General features: G+C 44.5%; 15 protein-coding genes. 13 read left to right on the forward strand and 2 right to left on the reverse strand.

Annotated elements, in window-relative coordinates; translation table 11 throughout:
* Positions 1 to 91: 91 nt before the first annotated feature.
* The 11 genes from lspA to K7399_RS03810 all read left to right on the forward strand — a co-directional run bounded on the left by lspA (position 92) and on the right by K7399_RS03810 (position 12,188).
* Positions 92 to 550 carry a signal peptidase II gene (gene lspA, locus K7399_RS03760; RefSeq protein ID WP_028977894.1) on the forward strand — a complete coding sequence of 153 codons (459 nt, stop codon included), beginning with the start codon at positions 92 to 94 and terminating at the stop codon, positions 548 to 550.
* Positions 547 to 1,467, forward strand: a complete 921-nt coding sequence (locus K7399_RS03765; protein WP_028977895.1) for an RluA family pseudouridine synthase — start codon at positions 547 to 549, stop codon at positions 1,465 to 1,467. The genes lspA and K7399_RS03765 overlap by 4 nt, the downstream gene beginning before the upstream one ends.
* A gap of 243 nt (positions 1,468 to 1,710) precedes the next feature.
* Positions 1,711 to 2,250: a bifunctional pyr operon transcriptional regulator/uracil phosphoribosyltransferase PyrR gene (gene pyrR / locus K7399_RS03770; protein ID WP_028977896.1), complete on the forward strand. Its 540-nt coding sequence runs from the start codon at positions 1,711 to 1,713 to the stop codon at positions 2,248 to 2,250.
* A 266-nt stretch (positions 2,251 to 2,516) separates the two neighbouring features.
* Positions 2,517 to 3,440, forward strand: coding sequence for an aspartate carbamoyltransferase catalytic subunit (locus K7399_RS03775; RefSeq protein ID WP_037563895.1), 924 nt, complete (start codon positions 2,517 to 2,519; stop codon positions 3,438 to 3,440).
* 54 nt (positions 3,441 to 3,494) lie between these two features.
* Complete coding sequence (gene carA / locus K7399_RS03780; protein WP_028977897.1) at positions 3,495 to 4,586, forward strand: glutamine-hydrolyzing carbamoyl-phosphate synthase small subunit; 1,092 nt, start codon at positions 3,495 to 3,497, stop codon at positions 4,584 to 4,586.
* On the forward strand, positions 4,579 to 7,818 hold the full coding sequence (gene carB / locus K7399_RS03785) for a carbamoyl-phosphate synthase large subunit (RefSeq protein ID WP_028977898.1): 3,240 nt from the start codon (positions 4,579 to 4,581) through the stop codon (positions 7,816 to 7,818). Before carA ends, carB begins: the two co-directional genes overlap by 8 nt.
* On the forward strand, positions 7,815 to 8,600 hold the full coding sequence (locus K7399_RS03790; protein WP_028977899.1) for a dihydroorotate dehydrogenase electron transfer subunit: 786 nt from the start codon (positions 7,815 to 7,817) through the stop codon (positions 8,598 to 8,600). Before carB ends, K7399_RS03790 begins: the two co-directional genes overlap by 4 nt.
* A complete protein-coding gene (locus tag K7399_RS03795) occupies positions 8,597 to 9,505 on the forward strand; it encodes a dihydroorotate dehydrogenase (RefSeq protein WP_028977900.1) in 909 nt (302 codons plus the stop codon). The genes K7399_RS03790 and K7399_RS03795 overlap by 4 nt, the downstream gene beginning before the upstream one ends.
* Entirely contained in the window at positions 9,502 to 10,230 is a 729-nt protein-coding gene (gene pyrF, locus K7399_RS03800) for an orotidine-5'-phosphate decarboxylase (protein ID WP_028977969.1), read from the forward strand. Before K7399_RS03795 ends, pyrF begins: the two co-directional genes overlap by 4 nt.
* On the forward strand, positions 10,212 to 10,856 hold the full coding sequence (gene pyrE, locus K7399_RS03805) for an orotate phosphoribosyltransferase (protein WP_028977901.1): 645 nt from the start codon (positions 10,212 to 10,214) through the stop codon (positions 10,854 to 10,856). Before pyrF ends, pyrE begins: the two co-directional genes overlap by 19 nt.
* A gap of 957 nt (positions 10,857 to 11,813) precedes the next feature.
* Positions 11,814 to 12,188 (forward strand): hypothetical protein, encoded by a 375-nt coding sequence (locus K7399_RS03810; protein ID WP_328286239.1) that lies wholly within the window; start codon positions 11,814 to 11,816, stop codon positions 12,186 to 12,188.
* A 1,943-nt stretch (positions 12,189 to 14,131) separates the two neighbouring features.
* Here the strand turns inward: K7399_RS03810 and K7399_RS03815 are convergent.
* Positions 14,132 to 14,455 (reverse strand): PadR family transcriptional regulator, encoded by a 324-nt coding sequence (locus K7399_RS03815; protein ID WP_028977904.1) that lies wholly within the window; start codon positions 14,453 to 14,455, stop codon positions 14,132 to 14,134.
* 11 nt (positions 14,456 to 14,466) lie between these two features.
* The gene (locus tag K7399_RS03820) at positions 14,467 to 15,249 is read right to left on the reverse strand and encodes an RDD family protein (protein ID WP_028977905.1); all 783 of its coding nucleotides are present in this window, start codon (positions 15,247 to 15,249) and stop codon (positions 14,467 to 14,469) included.
* Between the two features lie 204 nt (positions 15,250 to 15,453).
* Here K7399_RS03820 and K7399_RS03825 point away from each other — a divergent pair, with 204 nt between their 5' ends.
* Positions 15,454 to 16,146: a response regulator transcription factor gene (locus K7399_RS03825; RefSeq protein ID WP_028977906.1), complete on the forward strand. Its 693-nt coding sequence runs from the start codon at positions 15,454 to 15,456 to the stop codon at positions 16,144 to 16,146.
* The gene (locus K7399_RS03830; protein WP_028977907.1) at positions 16,124 to 18,319 is read left to right on the forward strand and encodes a sensor histidine kinase; all 2,196 of its coding nucleotides are present in this window, start codon (positions 16,124 to 16,126) and stop codon (positions 18,317 to 18,319) included. Before K7399_RS03825 ends, K7399_RS03830 begins: the two co-directional genes overlap by 23 nt.
* Positions 18,320 to 18,353 lie beyond the last annotated feature (34 nt).

Here is an 18,353-nt window from a genome sequence, read left to right on the forward strand (position 1 = left end):
CCAAGCCCGCTGTGTACATATCTCTTTAGTGATAATTATGCTAAAATAAATTGGATTAACGCATACTTTCACGCAATGGAGGAATTCATTAATGGTTTATTATGCACTTGCGCTTATTATTTTGATTATTGACCAATGTTCAAAAGGGTTGGTTGTACATAATATGGCTCTGGGTCAAAGTATCACGATGATTCCCAATTTTTTTTATTTGACTTCGATACGCAATAATGGTGCTGCCTGGAGTATTTTAGAAGGTCAATTTGTGTTCTTTTTCATCATCACCGCGGTTGTTTTAATCATTGTCACTTATTACATGCAGAAACTTGGCAGAAAACAACCACTTTTGGGTACTTCATTAGGCTTGATCATTGGTGGGACACTTGGCAATTTCGTCGATCGACTCTTCCGCGGTGAAGTTGTCGACTTTCTTCATTTTTATCTGATCCGTTATAACTTTCCTGTGTTTAACCTCGCAGACTCCGCGTTGTTTCTTGGGGTGATCCTACTGATCATCTATCTTTTCCTTGATGGAAAGAAGGAGCGTCAATGAAGGCGATGACTAACACCATTACAGTCGAAGATGAAGGGAAACGAATTGACCGTTGGCTGAGCGGGAAGCTTGCCTCAGAATCGAGAAATCGGATCCAGCAATTAATTAAGAATGGTGACATTCGCGTGAATGGTTCACAAGTAAAAACCAGTTATAAGCTGCGTTTTAGTGATCAAGTCTTAATCCACCTGCCAGAGCCTGAACCCTTGGATGTCGCACCTGAGCAGATTCCGCTCGACATTGTTTTTGAGGATGGGTCAGTGATTGTGGTCAATAAGCCGAGAGGAATGGTGGTTCACCCGGCGCCGGGACATATGAGCGGCACGCTTGTCAATGCTTTACTTGCACATTGCCAGGATCTTTCTGGGATTAATGGAATCTTGCGTCCGGGGATTGTTCATCGAATCGATCGGGAAACCTCGGGTCTGTTGATGGTCGCTAAAACGGATCAAGCCCATCGCTCGCTAGCGAAACAGCTGAAAGATAAGTCAACAAAACGCAAATATCTGGCGATCGTTCACGGAAATCTTCCTCATGACGAAGGAATCATTGATGCTCCGATTGGCCGCTCGGAAAAAGATCGAAAAAAAATGGCGGTCACTGAGAAGAACAGTAAACATGCAGTGACCCATTTTAAAGTTCTTGAACGATTTTCGAATTATACATTTGTTGCGTGTAGGCTTGAAACGGGCCGCACACACCAGATTCGCGTTCATATGGCCTATATCGGTCACCCGCTTGCAGGAGATCCGAAGTACGGACCGCGAAAAACGCTGCCGATCAACGGTCAAGCACTACACGCAGCAGAACTTGGTTTTATCCATCCGGTGACCCGCCAACAGATGCGCTTTTGCGCAGCGCTTCCGGACGATATGGCGCGTTTGTTGGAAGAGTTGCGCAGCGGGCGTTATTCATAGAAAAAGAATTATTTTTTACGTTGACAAATTGTAGCGGTTTTGCGATACTATTCGTAGCCTAAATGAATTGAATGAATTCCTTTTAAATTTAGTCCAGAGAGACTAAGAAAGGTGATGTTTGTCAATGATTGACAACACTGCGGTCTCTTGCTCGAAACAGCAAGACTTTTTTTATGCTGTCAGAGGCAAAAAATGGAAAAGTGATCCGCTAAGAAATCGCAAACAATTGGCAGGTGACGATTCGTGGATGCAAAAGAAATTTTAGATGAAAAGGCAATAAGCCGAGCGCTGACACGGCTTGCGCATGAAGTGATTGAGCGTAATGAGGGTGTCGATTCCGTTGTGCTAGTCGGGATTAAAACGCGTGGCATCTACCTGGCGAATCGGCTCGCTGCACGAATTAAATCGATTGAAAAAAAAGAAGTTGCCGTCGGCGAACTGGACATCACGAATTATCGAGATGACCTTAAGGATAAAATGCTAGACCCTACATTGCTTGGCAGCATTCTGCCAATGTCCATTGAATCGAAAACAGTGATTCTTGTCGATGATGTCCTGTTTACAGGGCGGACAATCCGCGCCGCTATGGATGCTCTGATGGATGTGGGAAGACCACAACGTATCCAGCTGGCTGTACTGATTGATCGAGGGCATCGCGAATTGCCGATCCGGCCCGATTATATAGGTAAGAATGTTCCGACCTCCAAAGAAGAAGCAATTGCGGTTCAACTCAGTGAAGTGGATGGCAGTGATAAGGTTACGATTGAATCAAAAAATGAATAAAGAGATCCATGGAAGCACATCGAACACCTTTTAAAAGGCAGTCCCGTGAGACTGACAAAGAGTGGCTTGAGCGAACGATACGGCTTATTTGCAAAACCTCTTTGTCGAAAAATGACAAAGAGGTTTTTTTGTACGATAAGAAAGGAAAAGGCTATGGATTACAGTATAAGGGCAACTGAGGCTTCGCCGAGGTTTCTTTATAGGGGAAAACGGCACATGGTTGCATGTGTTAAGAAGCAGAATAACGCTTAGAGGGGGATTTTCAAATGGCTCATTTACTTCGCTTGAATGATCTATCGGTAGAAGAAATCCATTCACTATTGGACCGTGCAGAGCAAATCAATGCCATGAGTGATGAAGGATGGCTTGAACCAAACCATACATTAGTTGCTAATCTGTTTTACGAACCGAGTACGCGTACGCGCTTCAGCTTTGAAACGGCTGAACGACGTCTTGGCTTCCAAGTCCTTAATTTCAGCAGTAAAACGTCAAGTGCACAAAAAGGCGAGAGCCTTTACGACACGGTTCGGACGATGGAATCACTCGGTGCAAAAGCCGTAGTCATTCGCCATCAGCAGGAGGCATACTACGAGCAGCTTAGAACGATTAATATTCCGATTCTAAATGCTGGAGACGGTACAGGAAATCATCCGACTCAAGCCTTGCTGGATTTACTGACTCTGCGCGAAGCGTTCACTCACTTAAAAGGACGGACAGTCGCGATCATTGGTGACCTGCGCTACAGCAGAGTTGCAAATGCTGATGCCGAGGTGCTGCAACGCTTCGGCTGCCGCGTCCTGCTTTCCGGCCCAAAAGAATGGAGCAATTCTGCGCTGCCCGGAACCTATGTGACGGTCGATCAAGCGGTTGAGGAAGCTGATGCGGTGATCATGCTTCGTATACAACACGAGCGTCACCAACACACCATGAAGATGAGCAAAGAACAATACCACGCGCGTTACGGACTCACGCAAGACCGTGCACTGCGAATGAAACCGGACAGTATTATTATGCATCCGGGACCGATCAACCGTGGCGTAGAGATGGATGATGCACTGGTTGAATGCAGCCGCTCCCGATACTTTAAGCAGATTCGAAACGGTGTATCCGCGCGTATGGCTGCGTTAGAGTGGACGCTCAACAGCACTGCTACTTCACGGCATGCTGAACGCGTCCCTGAAATGCTTTAAGTGGTCATTGAAACAAAGACCTCTGAGTTCGTTATTCGAAAGGAGTACAATTCATTGAAAAGACAGTTGGTTTTGGAAAATGGTGCATCATTTATCGGTGAAGGATTTGGAAGCAGCTCTGAAATGAAAGGCGAAGTCGTCTTTAATACAGGAATGACCGGTTATCAGGAATTAATTACTGATCCGTCTTACTGTGGTCAGATTGTGACCATGACCTATCCGCTCATCGGCAACTACGGGATTAATCGCTCAGATAACGAATCAGCACGACCAAGCATCTCAGGGCTTATTGTAAAGGAAGTATCAAAGACGCCTTCTCATTGGCAAAAGGAAAAATCATTGAGCGAGTGGCTGGATGAGTATGATGTTCCAGGCATTGAGGGAATTGATACAAGAAAATTAACCAAGATCATTCGCGAGCATGGTACATTACGCGGAAAAATTGTCTCTGCGGATGCAGATCCGTCAGCCGTAGCAGAACAATTGAAAAAATGGCCGCTCCCGACCGATCAAATCAGTCGTGTATCAACAAAATCAGCATACGTGGCACCTGGGTCAGGTGCACGGGTCGTTCTCGTTGATTTTGGCGCAAAACAAGGGATCCTTCGCGAGTGTATCAAGCGTAATCTTGATGTGGTCATTGTTCCTTATCAAACCTCAGCTCACGATATTCTTAAGTTAAATCCTGACGGTGTGCTTTTAAGCAACGGACCTGGAGATCCTAAGGAAGTTCCCGAAGCGATTGATACTGTTCATGAACTACTCGGGAAAGTCCCGCTTTTTGGAATCTGTCTCGGTCATCAGCTGTTTGCACTAGCCTCGGGTGCAAACACAGTGAAAATGCGTTTTGGACATCGCGGTGTCAATCATCCGGTTAAGAATCTTCGATCTGGAAAATTTGTGATCACCTCACAAAATCACGGATTCACCGTAGAACCTGAATCTCTTGTCGGCACTGATTTGGAAATTACCCATCGCGCCATCAATGACGGTACGATTGAAGGACTTCGCCACACAAAATATCCGGCATTCAGCGTCCAGTACCATCCAGAAGCATCGCCAGGGCCGGACGACAGCCAAGACCTATTTGATGAATTTCTCAGCATGATCGAATCGAACAAGAAAGAGGGTGCTTCGCTTGCCTAAGCGTACAGATATAAAAAAAGTACTGGTCATTGGGTCCGGGCCGATTATCATCGGACAAGCTGCAGAATTTGATTATTCAGGAACACAAGCGTGTCAATCATTAAGAGAAGAAGGCTTTGAAGTTGTTCTCGTCAATTCGAATCCAGCGACGATTATGACGGATACTGACATCGCTGACCGTGTCTACATTGAACCGCTGACGGTTGAATTTGTAAGTAAAATTATTCGGAAAGAACACCCGGATGGACTGCTAGCCACATTAGGCGGCCAAACCGGATTAAATCTTGCCGTTCAGCTGCATCAAACCGGTATCCTAGATGAACTGCATGTCCAACTGCTTGGTACCAATCTCGAAAGCATCGAACAGGCGGAGGATCGCGAGAAATTCCGCAATCTGATGATTGCGCTTGGTGAACCGGTTCCGCCAAGTGAGATTGTTACGAGCCTTGAAGAAGCACGGACTTTCGTTGAGAAGGTGAAGCTTCCGGTGATCATCCGCCCGGCATTTACACTAGGCGGTACAGGCGGCGGAATTGCGACAACCGATGAAGAACTCAATACGATTGCAGAAAATGGATTAAAGCTGAGCCCGGTTCATCAAGTCTTAATTGAGAAGAGCATTGCCGGTTACAAAGAAATCGAATTTGAAGTGATGCGGGATGCAAATGACGGCGCAATAGCCGTCTGCCACATGGAAAATATTGATCCTGTAGGGATTCATACGGGGGATTCGATCGTTACTGCGCCTTGCCAGACATTGAGCGATCGCGATTTGCAGCACTTAAGAAGTGTATCGCTAAAGATTGTGCGTGCTTTGAAAATCGAAGGCGGGTGCAATGTACAGCTTGCTCAAGATCCCAGCAGCGACCGCTATTACATTATTGAAGTCAATCCACGCGTCAGCCGTTCTTCGGCACTCGCTTCTAAAGCGACAGGGTACCCGATCGCCAAAGTCGCAGCAAAAATTGCCGCCGGCTATCATCTCGACGAAATCAAGAATGCGGTGACCGGAACGACCTATGCGAGCTTCGAACCAACCTTGGATTATGTTGTGACCAAAATTCCGCGTTGGCCATTTGATAAATTTGATGATGCAAAACGAACCCTCGGTACACAGATGAAAGCGACCGGTGAAGTGCTTGCCATGGGGCGCAACTTTGAAGAATCGATTTTAAAAGCGGTCCGTTCACTTGAAAACGGTACGCTACATCTGGAACTGAAAGAAACCGACGAAATGAGCATGGAAGACTTGTTCAATATCATCAAGAAAAAAGATGATCGCAGACTGTTTCTCATTGCAGAAGCATTGAGGCGCGGTGCCGATATTGAAGAAATTTGGGCATGCACGCATATTGATCGCTTCTTCCTCAGCAAAATCGCCAACATCGTCGCGCTTGAAGGGCAGCTTAAAGAAGCTCCTTATGATGAACGAGTGCTGCGTCTGGCAAAAGAACACGGTTTTTCCGATTGGAAAATCGCTCAGTGCTGGAAAGCAACGGAAACAGCGATTACAAAGTGGCGTAAAGAACACCGCATTATTCCTGTATACAAGATGGTGGATACTTGTGCCGGCGAATTTGAGTCGGAAACCCCTTATTATTACAGCAGCTACGAAGATGAAAACGAATCGCTTGTTTCGAAAAGGGAAAGTGTGATTGTGCTCGGCTCGGGACCGATTCGGATTGGGCAAGGAGTCGAGTTTGATTACGCGACGGTGCATGCGGTCTGGGCAATTAAAGAACAAGGCTACGAAGCAATTATGATCAACAACAATCCGGAAACCGTTTCGACCGACTTCAGTGTTTCCGATAAACTGTACGTTGAACCACTGACCCTTGAAGATGTCATGAACGTGATCGATTTGGAAAAACCGAAGGGCGTCGTTGTCCAATTCGGCGGCCAGACGGCCATCAATCTTGCATCAGGTTTAGCAGCCAATGGTGTAAAGATTCTTGGAACGACCTTAGATGCGATGGATCAGGCTGAAGACCGTGATCGATTTGAACAATTACTGCTTAAGCTGAATGTCGATCATCCTGCCGGAGATACGGCATTTTCCACAGAAGAAGCGGTAAAAATCGCTAATAAGCTCGACTACCCGGTACTGGTGCGTCCTTCTTATGTGCTGGGTGGCCGCGCGATGGAAATCGTTTATAACGAAACCTCGCTTAAGCATTATATGGATCATGCCGTTTTGATAAATCCGGATCATCCGGTACTGGTTGACCGCTATCTTGTTGGCACAGAAATAGAGCTTGATGCATTGTCGGATGGTGAGAACGTCTATATCCCCGGCATCATGGAACATATCGAACGTGCCGGTGTACACTCCGGAGACTCGATTGCCGTTTATCCGACGCAAACATTGAGTGAGGCTGTGAAGCAAGAAGTCATCGATACAGCGATTAAAATCGCACGCGGCTTAAAGGTTGTCGGTATGCTGAACATACAGTTTGTCATTCACAAAGCGCATGTGTATGTCATTGAAGTGAATCCGCGTGCCAGCCGTACCGTCCCATTCTTAAGCAAAATTACCGGAGTACCAATGGCCAAGGTGGCGACCAAACTGATTCTCGGCGAAACGCTGAAGTCGCTTGGCTATAAGACGGGGATTCATCCGCAACCGCAGCGGGGCGTGTTTGTAAAAGTACCGGTATTCTCTTTTGCAAAATTGCGCAGGGTTGATGTGACGCTCGGTCCTGAAATGAAGTCAACCGGTGAAGTAATGGGTCAGGACGTAACTCTCGAAAAAGCATTGTACAAAGGATTGCTGGCCAGCGGAATGACGATTCCGTCGCATGGATCGGTGTTGTTTACGATTGCCGACAAAGATAAAGAAGAAGCGTTGGCGTTGGTTAAACGCTTCTATGATATTGGTTACAACATCTTGGCAACGGAAGGCACCGCTGCTCTGATTTCTGAACGGCATCTACCGGTGACCGCTGTCAATAAAATTGGCGGGGAAGCGCCGAATCTGCTGGACGTCATCCGCCATGGCGGTGCGCAATTTGTCGTGAACACCTTGACGCGCGGCTCGCGTCCGGCGCGGGACGGATTCCGAATCCGGCGCGAGTCTGTTGAAAACGGTGTGGTTTGTCTTACGTCGCTGGATACAACCGAGGCTCTGCTGACGGTTCTTGAATCGCTCGCGTTTCAAACCGAGTGTATGCCGCAGATGGAAGACCATACGGCATCGAAGAGAATCGAACAAAAAGCGGGTGTCGGCGAATGATACAGGAAGACATGCGTGTTATGGCGCATGAAGAAATAGCGGATCATATTTTTGAATTAAAGCTACAAGGGCAAATGGTTCAGCAGATCACTGAGCCGGGTCAGTTTGTTCACGTTCGGATCAGTGGAAAAACTGATGCCGTAGCACCGCTTTTGCGGCGGCCGATCAGCATTTGTTCGGCCGATGTAAAAAGCCGCACGTTGACACTGATTTACCGAAGCGGCGGTTTAAGGACCGGAACCGAGCTTCTGACGCATACGCGAACTGGCGATACCGTGGATGTGCTCGGACCGCTTGGACATGGATTTCCTGTCTCGGAAGCACCGGCACCGGCTCGCGCACTGATTATCGGCGGGGGTGTCGGTGTTCCGCCACTCTACGGGTTATCTCAAGCATTGGCAAAACGTGGCATCCAGGTTACCCATGTGCTCGGCTTTCGTTCGGCAAAAGATGTTTTTTATCAAACGAATTTTGAAGAATTGGGCAAAACGTTTGTGATGACTGAAGACGGAACCTACGGGAGATGCGGCCGCGTCACCGACCTACTTGAGACGGTTCCATTTGACATTGCTTATGCATGCGGACCGACACCAATGCTGCGTGCTCTAGAACAAACAATTACCGACAAACCGCTGTTTGTTTCACTCGAACAGCGCATGGCCTGCGGCATTGGTGCATGTATGGCCTGCGTCACGCAGACAACGGATCCGAACGACGCTAAAGGATACCGGCGCGTTTGCTGTGATGGCCCGGTCTTCAAAGCAAGGGAGGTCGAATTATGATAGAAGTTCACTTGCCTGGACTCGATTTGAAGAATCCGGTCATGCCCGCATCCGGCTGCTTTGCCTTTGGTGCTGAATACGGCGCGCTCTATGATTTGAATGAATTGGGCGCGGTGACGATTAAAGCGGCAACTTTGCAACCACGTTTCGGCAATTCAACACCACGCGTTGCTGAAACGCCTAGTGGGATGTTGAACGCAATCGGTTTGCAGAATCCAGGGGCAGATCAGATCATTAAAAATGAGCTTCCTCGACTGGAAAAACAAAAGGTGCCGGTGCTTGCCAACATTGCCGGCAGCGAAGTTGACGATTATATAGCGACGGCGAAAAAGATATCGCGGCATCCGGCGGTTAATGCGTTGGAACTGAACATCTCCTGTCCAAACGTCAAACACGGCGGCATTCAATTTGGAACGGTGCCTGAGGTTGCCGCAGAACTGACCTATAAAGTAAAAGCAGTATCGGAGAAACCGGTATATGTGAAGCTCTCTCCAAATGTTACAGATATTGTCGCGATGGCGAAAGCCGTGGAAGCAGCGGGAGCCGATGGATTATCCATGATCAATACGCTACTTGGCATGCGCATCGATTTGCACACTCAAAAGCCGGTGCTCGCTAACTTAACCGGAGGATTGAGCGGACCGGCAATTAAACCGGTCGCGATTCGTATGATCTACGAGGTCAGCCAAAAAGTGACGATTCCAATCATCGGTATGGGTGGCATTCAGAATGCCGATGATGTCATTGAATTCTTCCTGGCGGGAGCAAGTGCAGTCGCAGTAGGGACAGCGAATTTTGTCGATCCTTTTGTCTGCCCGAAAATTATTAAAGAGCTGCCTGAAAAACTGAATACAATGGGTGTTACCGATATAAATGAACTCATTGGAAGGAGTTGGAAGAAATGAATGAGGAAAAAAAGCTGATCGTTGCTTTGGATGTGGCATCGAATGATGAGATGTTACAGATGCTCAAGAAGATCCATCGTCCCGGCTGCTATGTTAAGGTGGGCATGGAACTTTATCTTCAAAATGGTGCGGACATCGTTCGTATACTCAAGTCAGAAGGCTATTCGGTTTTTCTTGATTTGAAACTGCATGATATTCCGCATACGGTCTACCGGGCAATGAAGGGGCTGGCTCTTCTTGGAGCGGATATGATTAATGTCCATGCTGCAGGAGGCGCTGAAATGATGCGCGCAGCTGCTGAAGGACTCGGCGAAGGCGCACGATCAGGCCGTCCGATCTGCCTCGCCGTCACACAGTTGACGAGCACCGATCAGACAATGCTTGAAAATGAGTTGTTAATTAAACGACCGATTGACGAGGTCATCACTCAGTATGCTTCGCTTGCCTATTCTTCCGGAATGGACGGCGTTGTCTGCTCGGCTTGGGAAGCACAAAAGATAAAGAATCAAACTTCTCCCGAGTTTCTCGCGGTGACACCGGGCATTCGATTGACCGATGATGATGCAGGTGATCAAAAGCGCGTCGCGACACCTTCGCAGGCACGAAACCTTGGAAGCGACTATATCGTTGTCGGCAGAAGCATCACAGCCGCGGCCGACCCCGCAGAGGCTTATCAGCGGGTACTTGATGATTGGAGGAACCAAACATGGAAAACAATAAACTAATTGCACAAGATCTTTTGAAAATAAACGCTGTCGTCTTGAGTCCGGACGATCCATTTACATGGGCATCCGGCATCAAATCCCCGGTTTATTGCGACAATCGATTAACACTGGCTTACCCAGACGTTCGCGGCGATGTGATCGATGCATTTGTGGCACTCATTAAAGAGAATTATCCGGATGCAGAAGTGATTGCCGGAACAGCAACGGCAGGAATCCCGCATGCGGCACTGATTGCTGAAAAAATGAATCTGCCGATGGCTTATATTCGTTCTTCAGCAAAATCACATGGCCGTAAGAAACAAATCGAAGGAATCATTAATCCGGGACAGAAAGTCGTTGTCATTGATGATCTGATTTCAACCGGCGGAAGTGTATTAACCGCAGTTCAAGCGGTTGAAGCAGCGGAAGCAGAAGTGCTTGGCGTTGCCGCTATTTTTACATATCAATTACCGCAAGCAACCATTAATTTTGAAAATGAGGACGTAGCATTAAATACACTTACCGATTTTGATACGTTGATTCATCTGGCTGAGGAACAGGGCAAGATCAGCGGTGCACAGCTTGAACAGCTTAAACTGTGGTATGCGGATCCAACATCAGAAGATTGGCGCACGCAAAAGAAATAATATAAGTTAATGAAACATAATCATTTAGGAAAAGGTGTCTCTAAAGTCCGTTTTTGACTTTGAGACACTTTTTTTTACAAGGAAAGAAAATTTAGGTTGTGCCTTGCTGGTATGATGATCAGTCATATAAGGTGCTAATTCCCGGTTCGTACTGTACGGTTGGGCGATCAGTTAAGCGCCCAATCTGAGAAATAGACGGAAAAATTCCGCTTATCGAATCGAAAAACGTGAAAATGGAGGGTTTTTCTGTGCATAAGCGGAAAAATTACCCTTATGTACCTGTGAAACAAGTGCCAGGATACAAATAACCGGAAAATCTCCGCTTATTTACTCTCGCCAGATTTAATTAAAGACTCATAAGACGGACGAACACTATTTTGCGCCTCGATTCTGTTCCAGGTAACGAAAGAATGTGATTTCTGATCAGGCAAAAGACAGTGCATCAAACGCGCAGCCGAAGTGTCCATTTAAGCACAAGGTTGATGATTCAAAGCCGCATTTGGAGTAAGCGAACCACCCATTCGCTCGGGTGGTTTTGAATGACGTGCGGATTGATGCGTGACCGCGCATCAAAATATGCGGACTTATCGATAAAGTATGCGGGTTTTCCTCGTGAAAAATAGATTACAATAAAAGAAAAAGAACGGAAGGTACTGATAGTGAACCATTTAAACGCCTCCTCATTCTATTTCTCCTGCTCACCCTTTATTTTTTCTCGTTAAACAATTATGTTGGCCTGAATTCGTTTATTGATTTTTCTAACAGTATGCTTGCAGCAACCATTATTTTCACACTTCTCTTCTTGTTCATTAACGGACTGACGATTTACTGTTATCGCTCCTGGAGGCAATGCTGGAAATGGCTGATTGGCCTCATTCTATCCGCGATTCCCTATGTTAACTGGCTATATGTTTATCCCTGGAAGCTACTCAAACCTATCCATCCTTCATAAATTACCTGGCAAAGCAAGGATTTTCCACCGCAGACATTGCCAGATACAGGGCATTTCCGGATCTGAAAATGGGCGGTTATTATTATGAGATCCACTTTAAAAAGGACAGCAAATATACCTATAGTTATAACCTTGACGCACATGAATTATTGATTTTCTCTGCTTTTAAGGACAGCGACTTTAGAAATTATAAAGATGCGAAAATTCGTGAAGTCTACAATGAAAAAGAATTCATGCGATTAAAGAAGGATTCGATTGCAGAAGCGAAGGATTACAGAAAATGGACAAAAGATCCGGCCTCGAACAGCATTCAACAACAAAAACGTCACGAGTCACAAAAGCATCGAATTGGCTTATATCAAGCCAAGGATAACAATTGAGTGGATGGAAAAAGGGGTGAACGTGGTATGACTATTTAACTGGCAAATATGCATAGCTCATGGCGTTCTTTATGATGATCGGTATGAACGATCGGAAGAATAATTAACTTTGTTCTAAAGTTGATGAGCAGGATGAAACTACAATCAATTTACGGGTCATCTCAATAGACTTATTGGAAAGGACTTTTAATGAGGAACTACTTTGAAACAAAAAATATAAGAGTGACTATTCAGCAGGTAAAAATGGCTATCAATTATATTGGTGGGGAATTAGAGTATGGTTAAATGATACCAATACATTTACTGTTGCTGAACTTTTAATTTTTGGCGGCAGTTCTTATGCTGCGGCTGCAGCAATTTCAAGAGTTATTAAATATCCGCCTGCATTAATTGCATCAACACTTGTAGGGCTTTCGGGCGGCGCTTTAGTTGGGTTAGGCGAATTAATGTTATCAGTAAATCGCGGTAAAGGAGTTAGAATGGATCTTAACTATGCTGTATTGCCTTCAAAAGTAGTGCCTCAATAAATAAGTAAAAGTAGATAAAAAAGAGTTTGCTATTTAATTAAGCATTCTCTTTTTTGATTCCTATAGAATAAGACTGTATTTCAAGAATGATGATATAATAAAGCAATTGTTTAAAACGATTTGTTTTTGAACCCAATATATTAATTAAGACAGATCCTTAGGGAGGAATTATTAACAAATTTTCAAAATGGACTTTTCATTGAAGAGGAGACAATATGTATGTTTACTATCTTATTATACACTATATTATTGATAACCTTTATAATCCGTACGCCACAATTTAATACGCCTCTTAAAAAATATTTAAATTTAGCTTTAATATTGGTTACAATTGCAGTAGTTTTTATCAATGCCTTAACGGGTTCAAAAGTTCCGGATATCATTATGTACTTTATCTTATTCATAGGCTACTTGCCAACATTGTTGAAACTTGGGGATCGAAAATCGTAAATAATATATAAGCGGATTTTATCTTAAAAAGTTTTCCGTAAACCCTGTTACTGGGTGCTGTAGGTGCACTAACTGCTGCAATTTCCGGTATGGTTCATGAGGTGTGGGTTAAAGTCCGTCGATATGGATTGGCACGTTTCATATAGCAGTAAGTTATGTAGTAAGAATAAAATACGATAGTTTTTTTAAAATACAGAATAGTCAAGGCGGTGCACTTGATAATTTCGCGTGAGAAAGTAGGTTCCGCAAATGACAAAAAAAGTATTTTATGATTCAGTGAAAGTAGCTTGTTTTGGTTTATTAGTCTCAATTTTGGTTCTGGTGTTATTGAGTATTTATAAAAAAGAATTTATCTTTAATCCACTATTTATACTGGGTATAACAATTGGAAATCTTTGCTATGGGATCTTTTGCTTCAGTAAAGGAGCTAAATTATTGTTGTGGTTAGTTGGTGCGGCGGTGCTTTGGATTTCAGGAATATCCTGTTTGTTCAGTGATCTTTGGTAGGTCACAAAATATTAAAAGAAAGCTAACTAAAAAATGATAATTATAAAATGGTACCTGTTGTTGGGACATTTGAGAAAGAGCATTTTATCTATAGGTATTTTTCATATACTTGAATTTTAAGAATATAGGATTGGGAGACAACATGAGTTGACTACCTCCCAAGACAAATCTTTACAGTGCGAGTTCGATGTGGACGTTATTGGAATAAGCGAATGGAACACTCTGCACATAGGTGAAAAAACCTATGAAAAATAGATTAATTGGGTTGACCGATTCGACGGCAGCTCGAAACAAAAACCGGGTTGTATGCTTATTATTATCGATTGGTGAGGCGACGGAAATTGCAACATTTATCGCCATTGATGGGCAATCGAACGAAGTAACCAATAAGTTGATATTTTTTAAAATAAAGTTGACACAGGTGTATAAACCTCTGGTCATCATGATAATCAAAATTAGCTACTCGATTTTAAATTTAATCCCAAATTGTGACACTCCAGATACAACCGTCCGCCATTCTTCGATACTCCGGCGCAGGTATTCCTGACCGGTATCGGTGATCCCATAGTATTTTCTTGTCGGTCCGGAAGCGGACTTTTTTTGAGTAATGGCCGTATACCCCGCAGTTTTTAACCGTCGCAAAATCGTATAAACAGAACCTTCGTAAACATCGGGGAAAATCTCACGTACCGATTTCATCAGTTCATAGCCGTAGAGCGGTTCATCCTTCAGCTTAAAAAGAATGCACATCTCTAAGATGCCTTTTTTCATCTGAGTATCCATTAGTGTTCCCCTCAAAATTTTATAACACGAGTATCTGCGAGCATATCATGAAGTGCTTTGTGTTCTTTTGTGAACAGCAATGTAAACAGCGAAATCAGTGGAATGATCGGAATGGAATTGATGACCGTTTTTCCTAAAAATTCTCGGTAAAAGATAGCCGACTTCGATGCCGGTTCTCCGGATGCAGCACGTACGCGAAGGCAAATCAGTTTTTTTCCGACTGTTTGTCCGTGCATTAGCCATGTGCAAATGAGTCCATAGAGCAAGTAGAATGCAATAAGCATGTAGCTGATGGTGATGACGGAGGTGGACGGCTTGCCGTACTCACGCTTGGTCGTTGTTGTTTGTTGATCAGAATCCGAATGCACGGTAACCGTTTTATCTTGATAATAGGATGCTGTTCCAGCATAAACGGACAGTCCGAGAGCGGGGCTTGGATAAGAAGTAAACAGTACAAACAGTGCCGGTGCGATGATTGAGCTGATAAAAAAAGAAGCGAGAATCGATGGACAAATGGAAATAAAGGCATCGATGATAAAAGCGAAAAAACGTCGACCGGGATCAGCTATTTTCTTTGTTGCTCGATGATCAAGTTTTTCTTGATCCTCAATGAGCGATTGGGCGACCATGGCTGGCGTTCCAAGTTCTTCAGCGATTTGTTGATCGCTTCGCCCTTCTTCCCGTCCGGAAATGAAAAAACTGCTGTAATCAGAAAGCACTTCTTTTAACTCTTCAGTAGGCATTCGATCTTGAAGCAATTGCTTGAGTTCACGAATGTAATTAGACTGGTTCACGTTTTATCCCCCTAAGTTACTATTTATTGAATAGTAGTATTATGGCATGCTACTAATCAATGCGCAATAGCTGGAACTACATCGCTTCGATTCTTTTTCTCACACGGCCTCTCTTAAGAAATCCTTCATTTTTTCCCATTGTCTTTTTTAAGAACCGCCCTTTACAATGAATGGAGTAAGATTTAGCGCGGGGGAGCGAAGCAATTGGAAAAATATAATGTGCTTGTTGTCGATGACGATAAAGAAATACGTGATGTCATCGCGATTTATTTGACGAATGAAGGGATGAATGTACTCAAGGCAGAGGATGGGCTGAAGGCGATCGAGCTTCTGCGCAGTCAGACGGTGCATTTAATATTACTTGATATTATGATGCCGCGCATGGACGGGATTCAGACAACCTTTAAAATACGCGAACAAAAGAATATACCGATCATTATGATCAGCGCAAAGAGTGAGGATATGGACAAGATTAACGGCCTTCAAGTCGGAGCGGACGATTATGTGACCAAACCGTTCAATCCATTGGAGCTTGTTGCTCGCGTGAAATCGCAGCTGCGCCGTTATGTCACGCTGGGGACCTATGAAGGGAAGAAGGAAACGATCAATTTAAATGGGCTAGTCTTGGAGCAAGCGGAAAAAAGGCTGATGGTCAACGGTGAACCCATTCGCCTGACGCCGATTGAGTATCGGATTGTTGATCTTTTGATGCGCCATGCCGGACGCGTGTTTTCCATTCACGAAATCTATGAACGGGTTTGGCAGGAACCGAGCTACCATGCGGAAAATACCGTTGCAGTACATATTCGCAAGATTCGTGAGAAGATCGAAATTGATCCCAAAAATCCAAGATTCCTGAAGGTGGTGTGGGGCATTGGCTACAAAATGGAAAAATAATACGGTTGCGAAGCTCGTTACTGGTTTATTGATTGTTGGTCTTTCTTTGTTGGTTTTTGTTTTTTCAACAGGTCACAACGCCATGTTTGGTTCTTTTGAAAAAACAGATGCTTTTATGAGTAGCTATTATGACTTTCAGCACCATTTGGCTTTGCTGAAGCTTAATTATCCGTTTAAGGCAACTGTCGAAAAGTTGCCGGTAACCGATTCGGATATCCACGAGTTCCGCTACCGCTACGGAAGCCTGGAAAAACAGTTGGCCAACGTGCGCGGTCAATATAAAGATGTGATTGCAAAAGCAGAGAAAAATAATGATAAAGACGTGGTCAGTTATTATAAGAAAGAACAAAGTCGCAAAGTAAAAGCGATTCAACAAAACTTTAAAAGCGACCAGCATGTGGTTAAACAAATACGCGATGAGCGTGTGGAAAAAATGGATGAGTATGATCAATCGCTTGATGAAGAACGGCAGCACTTTAAGCAATTGACGAAGGTATTTCACTACGATTTTGTCAATAAACGAACAGGTGAACGAATGACGAATGTTCGACATGTTGCAGATCAAGGGACGGAAACACCAACCCGTTTTGAGAAAAAGTTTACGGATTTATCCGCTTATCAAAATTCTGGGAACAGTGATAAAATTGTTGATCGCGTGTTGAAGCTTTCTGCTGATGACTATCAGGGAAGGATCTTTGTCGCAGAAAATGCACCGTTGAAACTGTTGCGTGGATATGCACAGTACCAGTCTGAAAAAAATACAGGTTTTAGCTTACTTGTATTAGGGGTGCTGATGATTGCTGCGGCACTTTTCATTGGCTTCAAACGATCAATCCGTTCACTTGCTGATATTGAGCTAATCCATCACTGGTATGCGCGCATACCAATCGAACTCAGATTGATCTTCTTTGCCATAGAAAGCTATATCTTTCTTGGCATCTTGGAAATGATTAAGGGTCAAAACTATTCGAGTAGTTATTATTTTGGGGTCATTGGCGGCATCGGCTTCTCAGCTGGGTTTTTCTCGATTGGGTTAGGAATTGCTGTAGCTGTCGCAACGTTGCTCTATCAGGTACAATGGCTGGCAGAGATGCTGCGCGATCCATTAAAACGGCAGGTGTGCTGGAACAACAGCATCGTCAAGCAAACCGGTATGATTTTTCAAGAACTGCTGCGGCCGCCATTTACTGTTTTAAAAGTACTTGTATCCCTTGCGGCGCTGTTCCTTCTTGGCATGTTTACAATGTTCTGTTTTGTCTACAATGTGTTTGCTTTTACTCTGTTCATTCTCTTCTGCACCGCAATGCCGTTGATGTGGTTCATTCTGCACCGCGCTGCTCAGCTTAATCGTATCATCAAACAGGCAGAGGTTGTAGCTGCAGGTGGTGATCCAATCGACTTTTCGACACATGGAAAAGGGACAGTAGGCAGGCTGAGCCGCACAATCAATCAGATGCAGGGCGGCATCAGATCTTCACGGCATGCGCAGCTTAAGAGTGAGCGCTTGAAGACCGAACTGATTACCAATGTCAGTCACGACCTGCGTACACCGCTGACGTCGATCATCACCTATAATGATCTATTGAGAAAACCAGGTATAAGTGAATCGGAACGGCACGATTATGTAGCGATCATTGACCGTAAAGCGAAACGATTGAAACGCTTAATTGACGATTTGTTTGAGGCCTCGAAAATGGCGAGCGGGGCGGTTGAGTTGACAAAAACAAAAGTTGATTTAAGTGAATTGCTTACTCAGGCGCTTGCTGAATACGATGAAGCCATCGAAAAATCGTCCCTTAAATTCCGGATAAAGACGCCGGATGATCGAATCCCGGTTAACGTCGACGGTCAAAAAATCTGGCGCGTGTTTGATAATTTAATCGGCAATATCTTGAAATATTCAATGGAAGGAACGCGCGTTTATATCGAATTGGAAAAGAAGCAGAATCAGACGGTGATTACGTTTAAAAATATCACAAAATATGAACTTGGACGTAATGTCGATGAACTCTTTGAGCGCTTTAAACGCGGAGATGCGTCAAGACATACCGAAGGATCGGGACTCGGGCTTGCCATCGCCAAGTCGATTATCGATCTGCATGATGGAATTTTCGAACTGGATTTAGACGGGGACTTGTTTAAAGTGATGATCAAACTCCCGCTTGTTTCATGATTGCTCAACCTTGACGCATAGGCATTATGAGTGA

Source organism: Sporolactobacillus terrae (assembly GCF_019930545.1).
Lineage (GTDB): Bacteria > Bacillota > Bacilli > Bacillales > Sporolactobacillaceae > Sporolactobacillus > Sporolactobacillus terrae.